The sequence below is a fragment of the Wenjunlia vitaminophila DSM 41686 genome (assembly GCF_000380165.1).
GTDB lineage: Bacteria > Actinomycetota > Actinomycetes > Streptomycetales > Streptomycetaceae > Wenjunlia > Wenjunlia vitaminophila.
Window position 1 is genome coordinate 1 of the sequence record NZ_KB904707.1, and the last position, 20,243, is coordinate 20,243.

At 71.6% G+C, this 20,243-nt stretch carries 14 protein-coding genes; 10 read left to right on the forward strand and 4 right to left on the reverse strand.

Features of this window, described 5'->3' with window-relative positions; genetic code table 11:
• Positions 1-11: 11 nt before the first annotated feature.
• The 3 genes from A3IG_RS31025 (at position 12) to A3IG_RS0123475 (ending at position 2,689) form a co-directional block, all read left to right on the forward strand.
• Positions 12-698 (forward strand): ComF family protein, encoded by a 687-nt coding sequence (locus A3IG_RS31025; RefSeq protein ID WP_040912190.1) that lies wholly within the window; start codon positions 12-14, stop codon positions 696-698.
• A gap of 341 nt (positions 699-1,039) precedes the next feature.
• Positions 1,040-1,717, forward strand: coding sequence for a ribosome hibernation-promoting factor, HPF/YfiA family (gene hpf, locus A3IG_RS0123470; RefSeq protein WP_018386042.1), 678 nt, complete (start codon positions 1,040-1,042; stop codon positions 1,715-1,717).
• Between the two features lie 243 nt (positions 1,718-1,960).
• Entirely contained in the window at positions 1,961-2,689 is a 729-nt protein-coding gene (locus A3IG_RS0123475; protein ID WP_018386043.1) for a response regulator, read from the forward strand.
• Positions 2,690-2,705: 16 nt separating this feature from the next.
• Here A3IG_RS0123475 and A3IG_RS0123480 read toward each other — a convergent pair whose 3' ends face one another.
• Together A3IG_RS0123480 and A3IG_RS0123485 are read right to left on the reverse strand one after the other, a co-directional pair.
• The gene (locus A3IG_RS0123480) at positions 2,706-3,974 is read right to left on the reverse strand and encodes a winged helix-turn-helix domain-containing protein (RefSeq protein ID WP_018386044.1); all 1,269 of its coding nucleotides are present in this window, start codon (positions 3,972-3,974) and stop codon (positions 2,706-2,708) included.
• A 164-nt stretch (positions 3,975-4,138) separates the two neighbouring features.
• A complete protein-coding gene (locus A3IG_RS0123485) occupies positions 4,139-4,735 on the reverse strand; it encodes a GNAT family N-acetyltransferase (RefSeq protein WP_026220592.1) in 597 nt (198 codons plus the stop codon).
• Positions 4,736-4,921: 186 nt separating this feature from the next.
• On the opposite strand from A3IG_RS0123485, the gene secA reads away from it, so the two are divergent.
• Entirely contained in the window at positions 4,922-7,729 is a 2,808-nt protein-coding gene (gene secA / locus A3IG_RS0123490; protein ID WP_018386046.1) for a preprotein translocase subunit SecA, read from the forward strand.
• A 64-nt stretch (positions 7,730-7,793) separates the two neighbouring features.
• Here the strand turns inward: secA and A3IG_RS35770 are convergent, their stop codons facing one another.
• Positions 7,794-8,252, reverse strand: a complete 459-nt coding sequence (locus A3IG_RS35770; RefSeq protein WP_026220593.1) for an Rv3235 family protein — start codon at positions 8,250-8,252, stop codon at positions 7,794-7,796.
• Between the two features lie 322 nt (positions 8,253-8,574).
• Here A3IG_RS35770 and A3IG_RS0123500 point away from each other — a divergent pair, with 322 nt between their 5' ends.
• From A3IG_RS0123500 to A3IG_RS0123520, 5 genes are all read left to right on the forward strand, one after another.
• Positions 8,575-9,090 (forward strand): DUF6912 family protein, encoded by a 516-nt coding sequence (locus A3IG_RS0123500; protein WP_018386048.1) that lies wholly within the window; start codon positions 8,575-8,577, stop codon positions 9,088-9,090.
• 70 nt (positions 9,091-9,160) lie between these two features.
• Complete coding sequence (locus A3IG_RS0123505) at positions 9,161-9,814, forward strand: HAD family hydrolase (protein ID WP_018386049.1); 654 nt, start codon at positions 9,161-9,163, stop codon at positions 9,812-9,814.
• A gap of 177 nt (positions 9,815-9,991) precedes the next feature.
• A complete protein-coding gene (gene pruA, locus A3IG_RS0123510; protein ID WP_018386050.1) occupies positions 9,992-11,617 on the forward strand; it encodes an L-glutamate gamma-semialdehyde dehydrogenase in 1,626 nt (541 codons plus the stop codon).
• A 479-nt stretch (positions 11,618-12,096) separates the two neighbouring features.
• Entirely contained in the window at positions 12,097-17,040 is a 4,944-nt protein-coding gene (locus A3IG_RS0123515) for an NAD-glutamate dehydrogenase (RefSeq protein ID WP_018386051.1), read from the forward strand.
• A gap of 152 nt (positions 17,041-17,192) precedes the next feature.
• On the forward strand, positions 17,193-18,293 hold the full coding sequence (locus tag A3IG_RS0123520; protein WP_018386052.1) for an acyltransferase family protein: 1,101 nt from the start codon (positions 17,193-17,195) through the stop codon (positions 18,291-18,293).
• Between the two features lie 25 nt (positions 18,294-18,318).
• Here the strand turns inward: A3IG_RS0123520 and A3IG_RS31030 are convergent, their stop codons facing one another.
• Positions 18,319-19,686 (reverse strand): DUF6056 family protein, encoded by a 1,368-nt coding sequence (locus A3IG_RS31030; protein ID WP_018386053.1) that lies wholly within the window; start codon positions 19,684-19,686, stop codon positions 18,319-18,321.
• Positions 19,687-19,867: 181 nt separating this feature from the next.
• Here A3IG_RS31030 and A3IG_RS0123530 point away from each other — a divergent pair.
• A partial coding sequence (locus A3IG_RS0123530; protein ID WP_040912195.1) for a glycosyltransferase family 2 protein occupies positions 19,868-20,243 on the forward strand: 376 nt, incomplete at its 3' end.

A 20,243-nucleotide genomic window follows, 5' to 3' on the forward strand; every position in this document is an offset into this window, starting at 1 on the left:
GGCCGGGGGCCCTGGCCGACCTGGCCCTGCCGGCGGAGTGCGCCGGGTGCGGCCGGGCCGGGGTGGTGCTGTGCGGGCGTTGCCGCGCGCTGCTGTGCGGGGCCCGGGCGTGGCCCGTGCGCCCGGAGCCGCCGCCGCGCGGGCTGCCCCCGGTGTTCGCCGCCTCGGGATACCGGGGCCCGGTCAGGGCAGTGCTGTTGGCCCACAAGGAGCGGGGGGTCCTCCCGCTCGCCCGGCCGTTGGGCGAGGCCCTGGCGGTGGCGGTGAGGTCCGCGCTGGCCCCCGCCGGGGCGGGGCCGGTCACCGCGGGGCGGGCGGGTGGCGGGGCACTGCTGGTTCCCGTTCCTTCTGCGCGCCGCGCGGTGGCTGCCCGTGGGCACGACGCCATGCGCCGGGTGACGTTCGTCGCCGCCGGACGGCTGCGCCGGGACGGCCTGCCGGTGCGGGCCCTCACGGCGCTGAGGCAGGCGCGGCGGGTGGCGGACCAGGCTGGTCTCGGCGCGCGGCGGCGCCGGGCCAACCTCTCCGGGGCGCTGCGGGTGCCCGCCGGGTGCCGGGCCGCGTTGGGCGACGCCCCGGTGGTGCTGGTGGACGACCTGCTGACCACCGGGGCGTCGTTGGCCGAGGCAGCCCGTGCCGTGCGTGCGGCGGGTGGCCGGGTGGTCGGTGCCGCGGTCGTTGCCGCCGTGAACCTCTGAGGGGGCGCCGGCGCCCGGAGCGCGGAACCAGCAGCGGGGCTGGGGAGTTCTTCCGGTGAGGCCTGAGGAGTTCGGGGTGCCGGGGTGCCGCTACCCACCTTTAGGGGCTATGTTCGGTTATGAGAGCGAAGCCCACTCGTACGAGCCTTGCTCGATATGTCGGGTTGTCAGTTGCGCCCGTCCGCAACGAGTGGGTTGCCACTGTCCCAGGAGGGGAGGAGGAGGTGAGGGTCGCGACACCGCGCTCGACCGTTCCGCGCCGGGTCGTGGTGTGGCTGGGGACTCAGGACCGGACGGGCCGCGTCCCGTTCGGTGCGGACAGCAAGTGAACGGAGTTCTTCGTGGACATCGTCGTCAAGGGCCGCAAGACCGAGGTGCCGGAGCGGTTCCGCAAGCACGTGGCTGAGAAGCTGGGAAAGATCCAGAAGCTCGACGGGAAGGTGATCAGCCTGGATGTCGAGGTGTCCAAGGAACACAACCCCCGGCAGGCGGGGCGCTCGGACCGGGTGGAGATCACCCTGCACAGCAGGGGGCCCGTGGTGCGGGCGGAAGCGGCGGCCAGTGACCCGTACGCCGCGCTGGACCTGGCGGCGGGGAAGCTGGAAGCCAGGCTGCGCAAGGCGGCCGACAAGCGGCGGGTCCACCGGGGCGGCAGTCGGACGCCGGTGAGCGTCGCGGCGGCGACGGCACCGCTGGCCGCGGCGGCCGACGGGGGGCACGCCGAGGTCCCCTCGGACAAGGGAGTGCCGACCACCAGGATCGGGCCGCTGGAGATCCAGGGGGAAGGCCCCCTGGTGGTGCGGGAGAAGACCCACGCGGCGGCGCCCATGGCGCTGGACCAGGCGCTCTACGAGATGGAGCTCGTGGGGCACGACTTCTACTTGTTCATCGACTCCGACACCAACCTCCCCAGCGTCGTCTACCGCCGGCACGCCTATGACTACGGCGTGATCCGGCTCAAGGCCGACCCGACCGGCGAGGGGACCGCCATGGGCGTGGGGGGCGCGCTCGGCGGCTAGTAGCCGACCGGCCGCCGTCCGTCGGGGTGGCCGTCAAAGCTGAGCTGTCAAGTTGACCGCCCTCACGAGGGGGCGATTTCCAGCAACGCCAGGAAGCCGCGCCGAACCGTAACACCGTGGTCAGCGGTTCGGCGCGGCTTCTGGACGCGGCGAGAAAACGCCCATCGGCTGTGCGCGCAAGCCGGGTTGTCGTTGTGGCGTGGAATCATGGCGACACAGCGAACAGCTCATGGGGAGGGGCGGATGGCGGACAGCCTGGGGCCCGCGTCCGTAGGAGACGCCGGCCCTGCGGAGCGGACCGGCGCGCGCCAGGAGCCGATCCGGGTCCTGGTGGTCGATGATCATGCGCTGTTCCGCAGAGGACTTGAGATCGTGCTCGCCCAGGAGCCGGACATCCAGGTGGTCGGCGAGGCGGGTGACGGCGCCGAGGCGGTGGACAAGGCCGCGGACCTGCTGCCGGACATCGTGTTGATGGACGTCCGGATGCCCAAGCGCGGCGGGATCGAGGCCTGTACGGCCATCAAGGAGGTGGCCCCCAGCGCGAAGATCATCATGTTGACGATCAGCGACGAGGAGGCCGATCTCTACGAGGCCATCAAGGCGGGTGCCACCGGTTACCTGCTCAAGGAGATCTCCACCGACGAGGTGGCCACCGCGATCCGCGCGGTGGCCGACGGCCAGTCCCAGATCAGCCCCTCCATGGCCTCCAAGCTGCTCACCGAGTTCAAGTCGATGATCCAGCGCACCGACGAGCGCCGGTTCGTCCCCGCGCCCCGGCTGACCGACCGGGAGCTCGAGGTGCTCAAGCTCGTGGCCACGGGGATGAACAACCGGGACATCGCCAAGGAGCTGTTCATCAGCGAGAACACCGTGAAGAACCACGTCCGCAACATCCTGGAGAAGCTCCAGCTCCACTCCCGGATGGAAGCCGTGGTCTACGCGATGCGGGAGAAGATCCTCGAGATCAGGTGAGCGGTGCCCGGCCCGTTCAGCCGTGGGTGGCCAGGGCCCGGGTCAGTGGCCCGGCCAGCTCCGGCGGCGTCACCCGCTCGACCCTGACCTGGTCGCACCCGACCCAGCCGGCCGCCTCCACCAGCGCCCCCGCCATCGGCTCGACCGCCCGAGCGGTCTCCAGGCTGGCGTGCCGGGCGACGAGGGTCCGGCCCTCGCGCGCCGGGTCCACCCGGCCCAGCAACCGGCCGCCGGAGAGCAGCGGCATGGCGAAGTAGCCGTACATCCGCCGGGGCTTGGGCACGTACGCCTCGAGGCGGTGGGTGAAGCCGAAGATCCGCTCGGTGCGGGCCCGGTCCCAGATCAGCGAGTCGAACGGCGACAGCAGCACGGTGCGGTGCCGCCCGCGCGCGGGCGCGGCGAGCGCGGCCGGGTCCGCCCAGGCGTTCGCCCCGGTGGTGCCGCCGCCGGGCCGGTCCCAGCCGGCGACCCGCACCGGCACCAGGCCGGAGTCCGCCACCACCGCGTCCACCTGCTCGGTCCTGAGCCGGTGGTAGTCGGCCAGGTCGGCCCGGGTGGCCACGCCCAGCGACGCCCCGGCGAGCCGGACCAGGCGGCGCAGGCACTCGTGGTCGTCCAACTCGTCGTGGAACAGCGTGCTCGGGATGGCGCGCTCCGCCAGGTCGTAGACCCTCTTCCAACCGCGCCGCCGCACGCACACGACCTCGCCGAACATCAGCGCGCGCTCCACCGCGATCTTGGACGCGCTCCAGTCCCACCACGGACCGCCGTTCTTGGCGCCGCCGAGCTCGGTGGCGGTCATCGGACCCTCCTGGGCCAACCGCGAGAGCACGAGGTCGTGGACGCCGGAGGGGAGTTCGTGGTGCCAGTGGTCCCTGGCCCGGTAGGCGCGGCGGCGGAACGCGAAGTGCGGCCACTCCTCGATCGGCAGCACGCACGCCGCGTGTGACCAGTACTCGAAGGCCGTGGGCGGTCGCTGCCCCGCGGTGTGGTCCTGGGGCCCCCAGTAGGCGGTCTCCACGGTGTCGCGGCCGACCGCGCCGAGACGGGCGTACGGGATCAACTCGTGCGAGCGGGCCAGCACGGAGATGGTGTCCAACTGCACCGCGCCGAGGTGCCTCAGCACCCCGCGCACCCCGCCCCTGCGGTCGGGCGCCCCGAGCAGGCCCTGTGCCCGCAGCGCGATCCGCCGGGCCTCGTCGGGGGTCAGGCTCACCTCGGGGGCCGAACCCTGGGCGGGCACGGAGGCGGCGGGGAGGGAACGAGCGGGTGCGGGCGTGGTCATCGGGGTGTGCCTCCGTGGGTGCCCCTGCCCCTGGGCGGGGAAGGTGGCGAGAACTCCTGGGAGCGGGACGCAGGACCCCCGCCTGAGACGGGGGGAAGCCAGGCGCGCAGTCTAGGGCCGGCCACCGACAGCGCCCCCGGCGGCGACACGCGGTGACCTGGTGGTCACTTCTGGTCGCGAACGTGCGGCAGGTAGGGCTGCTGGGCGGGCACCCCGAGGTCGGACGGCAACAGGGCCCCGACCCACGCGTCCCGCCGGACCCCGCGGCTGACGATCCTGGAGCGCAGGGCCCCCTCCATGACGAAGCCCGCCTTCTGCGCGACGGCCCGGGAGCCCACGTTGCCCACTTCGGCCAGCCACTCCAGGCGCTCGATCCCCAGGTCGGTGAACGCCCACCGGGCCACCGCGAGCACTGCTTCGGTGGTGTAGCCGCGCCCGCGGTGTTCCCTGGCCGTCCAGAACCCGACCTCGGCTCGCCTGTCCTCGGTCCGCGAGGCGTTCGTCCGGTACAGGCCGAGGGAGGAGACCAGTTCCCCGCCCTGCCGGGTGAAGGTGCCGAAGTTGAGCAGCGTGCCCCCTTCCCAGCCACGGGGGCAGATGTCGTTGACGAACCCCTCGGCGTGCTCCCGGCGGTAGGGGGAGGGGATGGTGGTCCAGCGCTGGATGTCGGCGTCCTGGCAGGCCCGCAGGACCGCGTCCGCGTCCCGGGGAGCGAAGGGGCGCAGTTCGAGCCGTTCGGTGGTAAGGGTCAAAGGCTCCATGTGCGGAGTATTCCGCACCGTCCCGCCGGGTTCGTAGCGGATTTGCCGGTGTGACACGGTACCCGTGCGCTGACGGACCTCCCAGGGGCGAGGGCACCTCGCATACCATGGCGGTGCGGCGGGGTGCGCCCGCCGTGCCGGCGCGCGAGCACCGCGCGGGTCCGTATCGCCAAGGAGCCAGCTTTCGTGTCCGTCTTCGACAAGATCCTGCGTGCGGGTGAGGGCAAGATCCTACGCAAGCTGCACCGCATCGCTACCCAGGTCAATTCCATCGAAGACGACTTCGTCGACCTGACCGATGCGGAGCTTCGGGCTCTCACCGACGAGTACAAGGGGCGGTACGCCGACGGCGAGTCGCTGGACTCGCTGCTGCCGGAGGCGTTCGCCACGGTCCGTGAGGCGGCCAAGCGCATTCTGGGCCAGCGCCACTACGACGTGCAGATCATGGGTGGCGCGGCGCTGCACCTGGGCAACATCGCGGAGATGAAGACCGGTGAGGGCAAGACCCTGGTGGGCACCCTCCCGGCGTACCTGAACGCGCTCTCGGGCAAGGGCGTTCACCTGATCACGGTCAACGACTACCTGGCCGAGCGCGACTCGGAGTGGATGGGCCGGGTGCACCAGTTCCTCGGCCTCTCGGTCGGCTGCATCCTCGCCAACATGCCCCCCTCCGAGCGCCGCAAGGCGTACGCGTGTGACATCACGTACGGCACCAACAACGAGTTCGGCTTCGACTACCTGCGCGACAACATGTCGTGGTCGAGGGACGAGCTGGTGCAGCGGGGCCACAACTTCGCGATCGTCGACGAGGTGGACTCCATCCTGGTGGACGAGGCCCGCACCCCGTTGATCATCTCTGGTCCCGCGGACCAGGCCACCAAGTGGTACGCCGACTTCGCCAAGCTGGTCCGCCGGCTGGAGCGCGGTGAGCCGGGCAGCCTGGGCAAGGAGGAGACCGGCGACTACGCCGTCGACGAGAAGAAGCGGACCGTCGGCATCCATGAGCGGGGCGTGGCCAAGGTCGAGGACTGGCTGGGCATCGACAACCTCTACGAGTCGGTCAACACCCCCCTGGTCGGCTACCTGAACAACGCGATCAAGGCCAAGGAGCTGTACAAGCTCGACAAGGACTACGTCGTGATGGACGGCGAAGTCATGATCGTGGACGAGCACACCGGCCGCATCCTGGCCGGCCGCCGGTACAACGAGGGCATGCACCAGGCGATCGAGGCGAAGGAAGGGGTGGAGATCAAGGACGAGAACCAGACGCTCGCCACCATCACCCTCCAGAACTTCTTCCGCCTGTACGACAAGCTTTCCGGGATGACCGGTACCGCCATGACCGAGGCGGCCGAGTTCCACCAGATCTACAAGCTCGGCGTGGTGCCGATCCCCACCAACCGCCCGCTGGCCCGGCTCGACCAGTCCGACCTGATCTACCGCACCGAAGAGGCCAAGTTCACCGCCGTGGTGGAGGACATCGCCGCCAAGCACGAGCTGGGACAGCCGGTGCTGGTCGGCACCACCTCGGTGGAGAAGTCCGAGTACCTGTCGCAGCAGCTCCGCAAGCGCGGGATCCCGCACGAGGTGCTCAACGCCAAGCACCACGAGCGGGAGGCGCAGATCGTCGCCCAGGCGGGCCGCAAGGGCGCGGTCACCGTTGCCACCAACATGGCCGGTCGCGGTACCGACATCCGTCTGGGTGGGAACCCGGAGCACCTCGCCGAGGCCGAGCTGATGCAGCGCGGGCTGTCCCCGGTGGAGACGCCGGAGGAGTGGGCGGAGGCCCTGCCCGCGGCGTTGGAGAAGGCCAAGACGGCGGTCGAGGCCGAGCAGGAGGAGGTCCGGGAGCTCGGCGGGCTCTACGTGCTGGGCACCGAGCGGCACGAGTCGCGGCGCATCGACAACCAGCTCCGTGGTCGTTCCGGCCGCCAGGGGGACCCGGGGGAGTCCCGGTTCTACCTGTCCCTCGGTGACGACCTGATGCGGCTGTTCAAGGCGCAGCTCGTCGAGCGGGTGATGTCGATGGCCAACGTCCCCGACGACGTGCCCATCGAGAACAAGATGGTCACCCGGGCCATCGCCTCGGCGCAGTCGCAGGTCGAGCAGCAGAACTTCGAGATCCGCAAGAACGTCCTGAAGTACGACGAGGTGCTGAACCGCCAGCGCGAGGTCATCTACGGCGAGCGCCGCCGCGTCCTGGAGGGCGAGGACCTCCACGACCAGGTGCGTCACTTCATGGACGACACCGTGCAGGGGTACATCCAGGCGGAGACGAGCGAGGGCTTCGCCGAGGAGTGGGACCTGGACAAGCTCTGGTCGGCGTTCGGTCAGCTCTACCCGATCAAGGTCACGCTGGAGGACGTCGAGGAGGCCGCGGGCGGCCGGGACGCGATCACCGCTGACCTCATCGCCGAGATGGTGATGGAGGACATGCACGAGCAGTACGAGGCCCGGGAGAAGCAGCTCGGCGAGGAGATCATGCGCGAGCTGGAGCGCCGGGTGGTGCTGTCCGTGCTCGACCGCAAGTGGCGCGAGCACCTCTACGAGATGGACTACCTGCAGGAGGGCATCGGGCTGCGCGCCATGGCGCAGCGGGACCCGCTGGTGGAGTACCAGCGCGAGGGCTTCGACATGTTCCAGGCCATGATGGACGGCATCAAGGAGGAGTCCGTCGGCTACCTGTTCAACCTGGAGGTCCAGGTCGAGCAGCAGGTCGAGGAGGTTCCGGTGCCGGCCGACGCCGTCCCGTTGGAGAAGAAGGAGCAGGTCCCGGCGGGTGCCCCCGCGGGACGCCCGGCGATCCGGGCCAAGGGGCTGGACGCTCCCCAGCGCCGGGAGCGGCTGCACTACTCGGCCCCGACGGTGGACGGGGAGGGCGGCGTGGTCGAGGGCGACTTCGACACCACCCAGGACGCCCCGTCGGACGCCCCGCCGGCCGGGGGCCGCGCCGAGCGGCGCAAGGCGCAGAAGGGTCGTCGTCGCAAGAAGTGACGCATTCCGTCCCAGGTCGTCAGGGCGGCCGGCTCCCCACGGGGGCCGGCCGCCCTCGGCGTTCTCAACCCGTCTGCAGCGCGGTGCACCGCCACCGCCGGCCGCCCCCGCGTTCCAACCGGAACGCCAGTGCCCTGGACCGGCCCGCGGCCTGGACCACCGCGCCGACCTCCAGCACCCCGGGCGCCGGCGCGCAGTGCCGGCACACCAGCACGGCGGGGCCCGGGTCGCCGGGCCGGTGCCGCAGCCGGCCCTCCTCGGTGAGCGTCCACACCTGCTGGTAGACCTCGCCGCTGACCACCCTGAGCAGCGTCGCCGTGGTGCGCCGCCCGGTGAGCACCTCGAGGAGCGTCTGGGCGAACCAGTGCCTCAGGTCGCCGGGGACCGCCGGTCGGGCCCCGGGCGGCCGCCCGGGGCCGGTGCCTGCCGGTCGGTTCCTGCCCGGTCCGGCTCCCCTGGGTGCCGGACCGCCGCGGCGTGCCCTCGACCTTCCGGCGCCGCCGGTCGTCCCCGTCGTCGGCATGGGTTGCCCGCCTCTCTCCGGCCGTGTCTACTCACGAGTAGCGAGTCTTCTAGCCGGTCGCCGCCGTGCCGGGCAACGTCTCCGCCCCCGCCGGCCAGCCCCGTCGCGGATTCACTCGTCCGGGGAAGCGCACCTCTGCCACCAGGCACGTCAGGGCGCGGCGCACCCGTCAGCGTCGGGCGCGCCGGGGCCGTCACCTCACTCGAAGGTGGACGGCCCCGCCGCCGTGGACGGCCCGTCCCCGCGGAGTGGCCCGCCGGTGGCCGCCGGCGGCCCTTATCCTGGTGACGCCCCTGTCCCCCGGTCCCGGAAGCGGCCTGCCATGCGCGTGTACATCCCCACCACCCTGTCGGGTCTGGCCGAGGCGCACGAGGCGGGCGAGCTCGGCCCCGGCCCGCTGGACGCCTACGCGGTCACTCCCGGGCTCCGCGAGTGGTACCTGTCGGACGACCTCGAGGAGCTGGAGTACGCGGCGCTGACCCGGGCGGCCCAGGGGTCGCTGCGCCACCTCGCGGCCGACCCCAAGGCCCCCCGCCGTCGGGTGGTGGTGGCGGTGGACGTGCCGGACGCCGCCGCGGTGGCCGACCCGGACCGCGGCCTGGACCCCTCGCTGCTCGGCGCCGTCCGGCTGGCCGGCCCGGTCGCCCTCGCCGACGTGGCCGCGGTGCACGTGGACGGGAAGGACGCCGAGGCCGACGTGCTCGCCGCGGCCGAGGTGGTGGGCGCGGCCGACGCCGGGGACGACGACGCCCGCTTCACCGTGGACGGCGCCGAGGACCACGAACTGCTCTGGTACGCCACCCAGGAGATCCCCTCGCTCCTGCCCGACCTGGGCTGACCCCGGCCCGGTCCTGGCGGCGTGTGCCGTTCGAGGTTCGCCCGTCGGTGTCGGCGAGTACCGTGAGCAGGTGGGCACTCACATCGTCTGGGACTGGAACGGGACGCTGCTGCACGACACCGAGGCCGTGATCCGGGCGACCAACGCCGCGTTCGCCCGGATCGGCCTGCCGCCGATCACCCTGGCCCGGTACCGGGAGCTGTATTGCGTGCCCATCCCCCGTTTCTACCAGCGCCTGATGGGCCGGCTCCCCACCGAGGAGGAGTGGGCGATGCTGGACGAGGCGTTCAACCACCACTACGCCCGGCTCGCTCCCGGGTGCACCCTGTCCAGGGGCGCGGCCGAGCTGCTGGTGGGCCGGCTGGCCGCGGGGGGCACTCAGTCGCTGTGCTCGCTCGCCCCGCACGAGGAGCTGGTGCCGCTGGTCCGCCGCCACGGCATCGAGGAGCACTTCCTCCTGGTCGAGGGCCGCAGGGGCCCGTCCCACTCCGGCAAGGCGGAGCAGATGGCGCGCCACCTCGCGGGCCTCACCGGGATCGACCCGCGGTGCACCGTGGTGATAGGTGACGCCCTCGACGACGCCCGGGCCGCGGCCCACGCGGGGGCGCGGGCCGTGCTGTACACCGGGGGCTCGCACAGCCGGGAGAGCCTGGAGCGGGCCGGCGTCCCGGTCGTGGACACCCTGGCCGAGGCGGTGCGGGTGGCGGACGAACTGGCGTCCTGACGCCGGTGCAGGGCCGGTCCGGTGAATCCGGGCCGTGCCTGGTTGTCTGCGGTCGACATCCGACGAAGACTACGACGACACCCGTCGATGTCGCCCTGGTCGTCGGTGCCGACTCGTCCGCCGGCGGCACCGTCCGCCATGACGTCGACGCACCCGAGCCCCGCGGAGCGCCTACCGATGGATGCCGTGTTTCAGGTGCCGGTCCCGGTGAACGAGCCGGTGCGCGGTTACGCCCCGGGGAGCCCGGAGCGTCACCGCCTCGACGTGCGGCTCAAGGAGCTGGAACCCGGCGTCGGCGAGTTGCCCATGACCATCGGCGGGGTGCGGCGCCTGGGGGCGGGCAAGCGGGTGGACGTGGTGCAGCCGCACCGCCACGCCGCGGTGCTCGGCACCTTCGGTACCGCGCTCGAGCAGGACGCGCAGGACGCGGTCGAGGCGGCGTTGCGGGCCGCCGGGGAGTGGCGGGGCTGGCCGTTCGAGGAGCGGGCCGCGGTGTTCCTGCGCGCCGCGGAACTGCTGGCCGGACCGTTCCGGGAGCGGGTGGTGGCCGCGACGATGCTGGGCCAGTCCAAGACGGTGCAGCAGGCGGAGATCGACGCCGCGTGCGAACTGGCGGACTTCTGGCGGTTCAACGTGTCCTTCGCCCGGGAGCTGCTCTCGGACCAGCCGCACAGCCCCGCCGGGGTGTGGAACCGCGCGGACCACCGGCCCCTGGAGGGTTTCGTCTACGCGGTGACGCCGTTCAACTTCACGGCCATCTCCGGGAACCTGCCGACCGCCCCGGCACTGATGGGCAACGCCGTGGTGTGGAAGCCGGCGCCGACCCAGACGGTGGCGGCCTGCGCGGTGATGGAGGTGCTGGAGGAGGCCGGCCTGCCCGCCGGGGTGGTCAACCTGCTCACCGGTGACGGGGTGGCGGTGTCCCGGGTGACGCTGGCCCGTCCCGAGCTGGCGGGGATTCACTTCACCGGGTCCACCAGGACGTTCCAGCACCTGTGGCGGACGGTGGGGGACAACATCGGCTCCTACCGGACCTACCCGCGGATGGTGGGGGAGACCGGCGGCAAGGACTTCGTGGTGGCGCACCCCTCCGCGGACGAGGTGGCGTTGCGGGTGGCGTTGGTGCGGGGGGCGTTCGAGTACCAGGGGCAGAAGTGCTCCGCGGTGTCGCGGGCGTACGTGCCCGAGTCGCTGTGGCGGCGGATGCGGGAGCCGTTGGCCGCCGAGGTGGACGGCCTGCCCATGGGGGACGTCGCCGACCTGTCGAACTTCCTGGGGGCGGTGATCGACGAGCGGGCGTTCGGCCGGCTGCGCCAGGTGCTGGAGCGGGCGGGGGCGGACCCGGCGGTGCAGGTGGTGGCCGGGGGGTCGTGCGACGACGCGGTGGGCTACTTCGTCCGGCCCACGGTGCTGGTCTGCACCGACCCGGGCCACGAGATGTTCCGCAAGGAGTACTTCGGTCCCGTGCTCTCCGTCTTCGTCTACGAGGACGAGCGCTACGAGGAGATGCTGGAGCAGGTGGAGCGCGTTTCCGGGTACGCGCTGACCGGGGCGGTCTTCGCCCGGGACCGGGCGGCGGTGCACCGGGCGCTCGAGGTGCTGCGGTTCGCCGCGGGCAACGTCTACGTCAACGACAAGCCGACCGGGGCCGTGGTGGGGCAGCAGCCGTTCGGTGGTGGCCGGGCCTCCGGGACCAACGACAAGGCGGGGTCGCGGGCCAACCTCTCCCGCTGGGTCTCCACCCGTTCGATCAAGGAGACCTTCGTGCCGCCCCTCGATTACCGTTACCCCCATATGGGCTAATTTCTCCGCGTCGTGGCCGTGAGGTCTCCGCCGGTGGCGCCGTCCCACTCGCACCGTGCGCACCACGGTTCGCAGGGCCCTCGACGGGGGGCCGATAGGGCCCCGGTACGGTCCCGGTCGGGTGGCCCTTCCTATGGCCTCGGTCACTGACCAGCCCCACGTCGGAGGGATAACCTGGTCCCTGTGATCAGTCCCATAGCCGGGGGCGATGGTGCCCTCGTGCCGCCCGTGTGCTTCGTGCTGCCCGGACGGGAACTGATCAGCGCATCATCAGCCAGAACCCGGGTAGGCGTCGCGCGGATCAGCCGCAGGCGCCGTTCCGGCGTGCCCACCCGTGCGGACCGGCCGGGTGGGGGTTGCCCGACGGTCCCCCCTGCGCGCCGCCGTCCCGGGCCCTGGTTCCCGTGGCAGCGGCGCGCGGCCACTCCCCGCATCCATCGACGTCACGCAAAGGCGCGCGACACAGGAGCCAGAGGATCATGCAGAGCAAGCTGGACGAAGCCAAGGCCGAGTTGCTCACCAGGGCGGCCCGGGTAGCGGGAAGCAGCCCGGCGGGGAAACCCGAGCAGGGCCTGGACACGGCGAATCTCGAGACGTTCCTGCGCCGCTACTACCTGCACACCGCGCCGGAGGACATGCTGGACCGCGACCCGGTGGACGTCTACGGAGCGGCCCTGTCGCACTACCGCCTGGCGGCCAACCGACCACAGGGCACCGCGAACGTCCGGGTGTACACCCCCTCGGTGGAGGAGAACGGGTGGACCTGCACCCACACCGTGGTTGAGGTGGTCACGGACGACATGCCGTTCCTGGTGGACTCCGTCACCAACGAGCTCTCCCGCCAGGACCGGGCCATCCACGTGGTGATCCACCCCCAGGTCGTGGTGCGTCGCGACGTCACCGGCAGGCTGCTGGAGGTGGTCGGGCAGGCCGGCCGCGGCCGGGTCACCGAAGAGGACGACCTGCCGGCAGACGCCCTGGTGGAGTCCTGGATGCACGTGGAGATCGACCGGGAGACCGACAGGTCGGAACTGCGGGAGATCGCCGACAACTTGCGTCGGATCCTGTCCGACGTGCGGGAGACCGTGGAGGACTGGGGCAAGATGCGCGCCGCGGCCCTGCGCATCGCCGACGAGCTCACCTCGGCCCCGCCGCCGCTGCCCGAGCAGGAGGTCAGCGAGGCGTGGGAACTGCTGCGCTGGCTGGCGGCGGACCACTTCACCTTCCTCGGCTACCGCGAGTACGAACTGACCACCGAGCCGGACGAGGACGGCGAGCCGCAGGACGTGCTGTCCGCGCTGCCCGGCACCGGCCTGGGGATACTGCGCTCGGACCCGAAGCTCGACGCCGCGGCGCACCCCGTCTCACCGTCGTTCAACCGGCTGACCCCGAGGGCCAGGGCGAAGGCCAGGGAGCACCGGTTGCTGGTGCTGACCAAGGCGAACAGCCGGGCGACGGTGCACCGGCCGTCGTACCTGGACTACGTCGGCGTCAAGAAGTTCGACTCAGAGGGGAACGTGGTCGGCGAGCGCCGTTTCCTCGGTCTGTTCTCCTCCGCCGCCTACACCGAGTCGGTGCGCCGCATCCCGGTGGTCCGCCGCAAGGTGCAGGAGGTGCTGTCCAGCGCCGGCTTCCCGGCGAACAGCCATGACGGCCGGGACCTGCTGCAGATCCTGGAGACCTACCCGCGGGACGAGATCTTCCAGACCCCGGTGGACGAACTGCTGTCCATCGCCATAAGCGTGCTGTACCTCCAGGAACGGCGCCGGCTGCGGCTCTTCCTGCGCAAGGACGAGTACGGGCGCTACTACTCGGCCCTGATCTACCTGCCGAGGGACCGCTACACCACCGACGTCCGGTTGCGGCTGACCAGCATCCTGATGGAGGAACTCGGAGGCCGGGCGGTGGACTTCACCGCCTGGAACACCGAGTCGGTCCTGTCCCGGCTGCACTTCGTGGTGCGTGTCGAACCCGGCACCGAGCTGGGCAAGCTGCCGGACTCCGAGGTCGAGAGGATCGAGGCGAGGCTCGCCGAGGCCACCCGCTCCTGGGCGGACGACTTCACCGAGGCGCTCCTGGCCGAGTGCGGCGAGGAACGGGCCACGGAACTCGCCAGGCGGTACGTCCGGGCCTTCCCCGAGGGCTACAAGGCCGACTTCTCCCCGCGTACCGCCGTCGCCGACCTCAACCACCTCGAGGGCCTCGGGCAGGACGGCGACCGGCCCGGGAGCTTCCGGCTCAGCCTGTACGAGCCGGTGGGCGCGGCCCCGGGGGAGCGCCGGTTCAAGATCTACCGCACCGGTGAGCCGGTGGTCCTCACCCATGTCCTGCCCGTGCTCCACCGCCTCGGCGTCGAGGTGGTGGACGAGCGCCCCTACGAGCTGCGCTGCGCCGACGGCACCCGGGCCTGGATCTACGACTTCGGCCTGCGCTCCGACGCCGCCGACGGCGAGCTGAGCGACGAGGCCAGGGAGCGGTTCCAGGACGCCTTCGCCGCGGTGTGGACCGGTCGCGCGGAGAACGACGGCTTCAACCGCCTGGTGCTGCGGGCCGGGCTGACCTGGCGCCAGGCGATGGTGCTGCGGGCCTACGCCAAGTACCTGCGGCAGGCGGTGTCCCCGTTCAGCCAGGACTACATGGAGGACACCCTCCACACCAACGTCCACACCACCCGGCTGCTGGTCAACCTGTTCGAGGCCAGGATGTCGCCGAGCCACCAGGCCGCCGGCAGCGAGCTCACCGACGGTCTGCTCGAGGAGCTCGACGGGGCGCTGGACAAGGTGGCCAACCTGGACGAGGACCGGATCCTGCGTTCGTTCCTCACCCTGATCAAGGCGACCCTGCGGACCAACTACTTCCAGCACGACTCGCACGGCGACTGGCACTCCTACCTGTCGATCAAGTTCGACCCGCAGGAGATCACCGACCTGCCGGCCCCCCGGCCGGCGTACGAGATCTGGGTGTACTCCCCCCGGGTGGAGGGCGTGCACCTGCGGTTCGGCAAGGTCGCCCGCGGGGGGCTGCGCTGGTCCGACCGCCGGGAGGACTTCCGCACCGAGGTCCTCGGCCTGGTCAAGGCGCAGATGGTGAAGAACACGGTGATCGTGCCGGTCGGGGCGAAGGGCGGCTTCGTGGGCAAGCGGCTGCCCGACCCGTCGGTGGACCGTGAGGCGTGGCTCGCCGAGGGCATCGCCTGCTACCGCACCTTCATCTCGGGCCTGCTGGACATCACCGACAACCTGGTGGGCGGCGAGGTGGTGCCGCCGAAGGACGTGGTCCGCCACGACGGTGACGACACCTACCTGGTGGTCGCCGCGGACAAGGGCACCGCCAGGTTCTCCGACATCGCCAACGAGGTGGCCGTCGCCTACGGCTTCTGGCTCGGTGACGCCTTCGCCTCGGGGGGCTCCGCCGGCTACGACCACAAGGGCATGGGCATCACCGCCCGCGGTGCCTGGGAGTCGGTGAAACGCCACTTCAGGGAGCTGGGCCACGACACCCAGACGGAGGACTTCACGGTCGTCGGCGTCGGCGACATGTCCGGCGACGTCTTCGGCAACGGGATGCTGCTGTCCGAGCACATCCGGCTGGTCGCCGCGTTCGACCACCGGCACATCTTCCTGGACCCGGAGCCGGACGCCGCGGTGTCCTACGCGGAGCGGCGCCGCCTCTTCGAGCTGCCCCGCAGCTCCTGGGAGGACTACGACGCCTCACTGATCTCGACCGGCGGCGGGGTGTACCCGCGCAGCGCCAAGTCCGTGCCGGTCAACGCCCGGGTCAGGGCCGCGCTCGGCCTCCCCGACGGGGTCACCAAGCTCACCCCCGCCGAGCTGATGAAGGCGATCCTGCTCGCCCCGGTGGACCTGCTGTGGAACGGCGGCATCGGCACCTACGTCAAGGGCAGCACCGAGACCCACGCCGACGTCGGTGACAAGGCCAACGACGCCATTCGGGTGGACGGCCAGGACCTGCGGGCCCGGGTGGTCGGCGAGGGCGGCAACCTGGGGCTGACACAACTGGGTCGGATCGAGTTCGCCAGGAAGGGCGGCCGGATCAACACCGACGCCATCGACAACAGCGCCGGGGTGGACGCGTCCGACCACGAGGTCAACATCAAGGTCCTGCTCAACCGGATCGTCAACGACGGGGACCTGACGGTCAAGCAGCGCAACAAGCTGCTGGCGGAGATGACCGACGAGGTCGGGGCGCTGGTCCTGCGGAACAACTACGCCCAGAACGTGGCGCTGGCCAACTCCGTCGCCAACGCCTCGAGCCTGGTGCACGCGCACCACCGGCACATGCGGCAGCTCGAACGCGACGGTCACCTGAACCGCGACCTGGAGTCGCTGCCCAACGACCGGCAGATGAAGGAGCGGCTCAACGCGGGTCAGGGGCTGAGCCAGCCGGAGCTGGCCGTGCTGCTCGCCTACACCAAGATCACTGCGGCGGCGGAGCTGATCGGCACCTCGCTCCCGGACGACCCCTGCCTGCGCTCCCTGGTGCACCACTACTTCCCGCAGCCGCTGCGGGAGCGGTACCCGGCCCAGATCGACAACCACGCCCTGCGCCGGGAGATCATCACCACGGTGCTGGTCAACGACACGATCAACGCCGGGGGCACGACGTTCATCCACCGTCTCCGCGAGGAGATCGGCGCCTCCACCGAGGAGATCGTGCGGGCCCACACCGCGGCCCGGGCGATCTTCCGGCTCCAGGAGATCTGGGACGAGGTGGAGGAGCTGGACACCCGGGTGCCGGCCGAGGTGCAGACCCGGGTGCGGCTGCACTCCCGCCGGCTCGTCGAGCGCGGCACCCGCTGGCTGCTGAACAACCGCCTCCAGCCGCTGGACATCGCCGAGAGCATCGAGGTCTACGGCCAGCGGGTGGCCCGGGTCTGGGCCGAGCTGCCCAAGCTGCTGCGCGGCGCCGACCTCGAGTGGTACCAGGGCATCCACGACGAGCTGACCGCCGTGGGCGTGCCCTCGTCACTGGCCGGCGAGGTGGCGGGCTTCTCCTCGGCGTTCCCCGCGCTGGACATCGTGGACGTGGCCGACCGCACCGGCAAGGACCCGCTGGACGTCGCCGAGGTGTACTACGACCTCGGGGACCGACTGAGGATCACCCAGCTACTGGACCGGATCATCGCGTTGCCCCGGTCCGACCGCTGGCAGTCCATGGCCCGTGCCGCCATCCGCGAGGACCTGTTCGCCACCCACGCGGCGCTCACGGCGACCGTGCTGACCGCCGCCGAGGGCACCCCGGAGCAGCGGTACGCGGCCTGGGAGGAGAAGAACGCGGCGCTGATCTCGCGGGCGCGCACCACCCTGGGCGAGATCCAGGGCTCGGAGACGTTCGACCTGGCCAACCTCTCGGTGGCGATGCGGATGATCCGCACGCTGCTGCGGAGCAACGCCATGCGCTGAGGCCTCCACGGTCCACCCCCGGCCCCTGCCCCGGACCACCTCCACGGTCCGGGGCAGGGGCCGGGTCCGTTTGGGTTGTCCTACTGGCAGATTTCCGTAAAACGTGCGTCACGGTTCCTGGGCGACCTCGCCGAGACCCTACATTCCGTGACATGACCGCACCTGTCACCGTGCCCCAGCCAGCCGCCGAGACGCCGGTGCCGTCCACCAGGCCCCGCCGGTCACGCTCCAGGGCGTCGCGTGACCCGTTCCTCGACAACGCCAAGTTCGTGCTGGTCGTGCTGGTCGTGGTCGGCCACAACTGGGGCCCGCTCATCGACGAGATGCGCGCGGTCAAGGCGGCGTGGCTGGTCCTGTACAGCTTCCACGTGCCGGCGTTCGTCCTGCTCTGCGGGTACTTCTCCCGGGGTTTCACCGGCCGCCCCGACCAGGTCCGCAAGCTGGCGCTGACCGTGCTGCTGCCCTACCTGGTGTTCGAGACGATCTACACCGGGCTGTACACCCTGCTCTTCGACCGCCCGTTCGCCATCACCCCCAGTCAGCCCACCTCGGTCTGCTGGTTCCTGATCGCGCTGTTCGTGTGGCGGCTGACCGCCCCGGTCTGGCAGGCCGTGCGGCAGCCCGTCGCGGTGGCCGCCGCCATCTCGCTGGCCGCCGGCACCACGGCCGTGGGGTACGAGCTGGCCCTGCCCCGGGTGCTCCAGCTCCTGCCGTGGTTCGTCCTCGGCCTGCAGCTCAGGTCGGAGCACTTCGGCTTCCTGCGCCGCCCCCTGGTGCGCTGCTGCTCCCTGGTCGCGGTGCTCGCCGCCTCCGCCGGGGCCTGGTGGCTGGCGCCCCGCGCCGACCCCCGGCTGCTGTCGATGAGCTACGACAACGACGACCTGCGGCTGAGCGTCGCGCAGTACCTGGTGGTCAGGCTGGTGCTGTTCGTGGTGGCAGCCGCCCTGGTGGCATCGTTCTTCGCCTGGGTGCCCCGGCACCGCGCCGCCTACACCCGGCTGGGCGCCGCCACCGTGTACCCCTACCTGCTGCACGGCCTGGTGGTGCAGGCGGCACAGGCGTACGGCGTCCACGACCTGCTGGGATGGGGTGGGCTCGTCGGGGTGGCGCTGCTGAGCCTGGCCGCCGCGGCGTTGGCGGTGGGGCTGTCCGTCACGCCGGTGCGGCGGGCGACGTGCTGGTTGGTGGACCCGCGCACCGTCCGGCTCCCCCGGGTGCAGATCAGTCGGCCCAGCCGGGAACTGAGGACCTAGGGTCTGTCTGAGGGTCGGACCGGCCCTAGCGCCTGGGGGGCACCACCTCGGGGACCCGGTAGTACCGGGCGACGCACACCGCGGCCCAGTCCCGGTTCCTGGGAAGGGCGAAAGGCTCCCGCAGTCCGCCGATCGGGGTCGGCGTGTAGGCGGGGGCCTTCTCGCCGTTCGCCGCCGCGGTCCGCAACCGTGCGTCCTGACGGTCGAAAGCCCCCGCACGGACCTTCGTGTCATGGGCCAGCTCCCGCACCGGACCGATCAGACCGAGCAGGCACAGCGCGGTGACCCCGGCCGCGGCGAGCGGCAGCGGGCGCAGCGGCGCGGGACCCAGTGGCAGCGGGCGCAGCCGGTCGCGCAGCACCAGACCGAGCAGCACCCCGTAGCCGGTGAGCAGCAGCAACAGCAGCAGCAGGTAGTCGTTCCAGGTCCGGGAGGACAACGCGGTCCAGCGGCCGAACGCCGGACGCACCAGGAGCGTCGCGGCCATGCTCGCGGGTACGAACGCCGCAGCGGGCAGCACGAGCAGCGGCCACGGGACCCGCTTCCGCGGCGTCCCGCCGACCCTGGTCACCGCGCCGAGCAGCACCCCGACGGCGACCGCCGCCAGGTACGGCCAGGTCGTCGCCAGCCGCTGCATGATGTCCAGCCAGTCGTTGAGCGCGGCGGCCAACTCGTGGGGCGAGTACGACGACCCGCCCACCCCCATCCGTTCCCGTCGGGATCGGGACCCCGGTGAGGTCACCAGCAACACCAGGCCGCCGAGCAGCCCCGCCACGCCGGCCGCCGAGCACAGCACCGCGGTGCGCCGGGCCGGCGGGCTGAACAGCCCCCGGTCCACCGCGAGCGCCAGCAGCAGGGTGAGCAACAGCACCAGGCACACCGCGGAGGTCTCCTCGGACAGGGTGCCGAGGAACAGGGCGGCCAGCAGCGCCACCCCCGCGGCCACCCAGCGCCGGGCGGGGGTGGTGGCCCCGAGCGCGGGGAGCGCGGCGGCCAGCGCGAGCACCGGCGGCAGGGTGTGCGAGACGGAGCTGGCCGGCCAGAAGAAGGTCTGGTACGGGTTGGGCTGCCCGAGCAGGAAGAGCGCGGACAGCACGGCGACGACGGCGAGCCGACCGGCGGCGGGCGCGCTCAGCGCGAGCACCCGCCAGCTCCTGGACAGCACGGCCCACAGCACCGCCACCGTCAGCACCGCGCTGATCAGGGGGAACCACTGGTGCCCCACGGCTCCGGGCCAACTGTAGAGGCCGACCGCGACGGCGTTGCCCACCCTGCCGTTGTCGTACATGTAGAAGTCGTGTGCCAGCCGGAGGACGCCCAGGTCGCGCACCTTGGTCAGGAAGCACCAGTCGTCTCCTCCCGGCCGTACCCAGAAACCCGCCCGGCAGGCCACCGCCAAAAGGGCGAACGCCCCTGCGGCAAGTCCGTAGATCGCCCAGATACCCGGTGTGTCAGACTTGTTTTTCTGATTGACTCTGCTTACTTCGGCGGGCTCATCCGCCCTTTCAATTGATTTCATAAGAAGACCTTGTTGTTGCGCTGATGAGGATTTCAAGCAGTGTAGTGTTCGCTGTGTGGTCGAAATCTCCATCGCAGTGCCGTGCTACAACGAAGTCGATGTGATCGGGCTGTTCCACTCGACGCTGACGAAGTCGCTGGCAGGGATCACGGAGAGCTTCGAGATCTGCTATGTGGACGACGGCAGCACCGACGGCACCCGGGAGTTGCTGCGGGAGTGGGCGGCGGCCGACCCACGGGTGCGGTACGTCTCGTTCAGCCGCAACTTCGGCAAGGAGGCCGCTGTCCTCGCTGCCCTGCGGTTCTGCACGGGCGAGGCCACGGTGCTGATGGACGGGGACCTCCAGCACCCCCCTGAGCTCGTCGGACGCATGATGGAGCTCTACCGGCAGGGCTACGACCAGGTGATCGCCCGGCGTGACCGGCGGGGCG

Coding starts and splice junctions, on each gene's coding strand:
- A3IG_RS0123520 (WP_018386052.1), top strand. CDS start 17,193: ATGACCGCACCTGTCACCGTGCCCCAGCCAGCCGCCGAGACGCCGGTG.
- A3IG_RS0123480 (WP_018386044.1), bottom strand. CDS start 3,974: ATGACCACGCCCGCACCCGCTCGTTCCCTCCCCGCCGCCTCCGTGCCC.
- A3IG_RS0123515 (WP_018386051.1), top strand. CDS start 12,097: ATGCAGAGCAAGCTGGACGAAGCCAAGGCCGAGTTGCTCACCAGGGCG.
- A3IG_RS35770 (WP_026220593.1), bottom strand. CDS start 8,252: ATGCCGACGACGGGGACGACCGGCGGCGCCGGAAGGTCGAGGGCACGC.
- A3IG_RS0123475 (WP_018386043.1), top strand. CDS start 1,961: ATGGCGGACAGCCTGGGGCCCGCGTCCGTAGGAGACGCCGGCCCTGCG.
- pruA (WP_018386050.1), top strand. CDS start 9,992: ATGGATGCCGTGTTTCAGGTGCCGGTCCCGGTGAACGAGCCGGTGCGC.
- A3IG_RS0123485 (WP_026220592.1), bottom strand. CDS start 4,735: ATGGAGCCTTTGACCCTTACCACCGAACGGCTCGAACTGCGCCCCTTC.
- A3IG_RS0123500 (WP_018386048.1), top strand. CDS start 8,575: ATGCGCGTGTACATCCCCACCACCCTGTCGGGTCTGGCCGAGGCGCAC.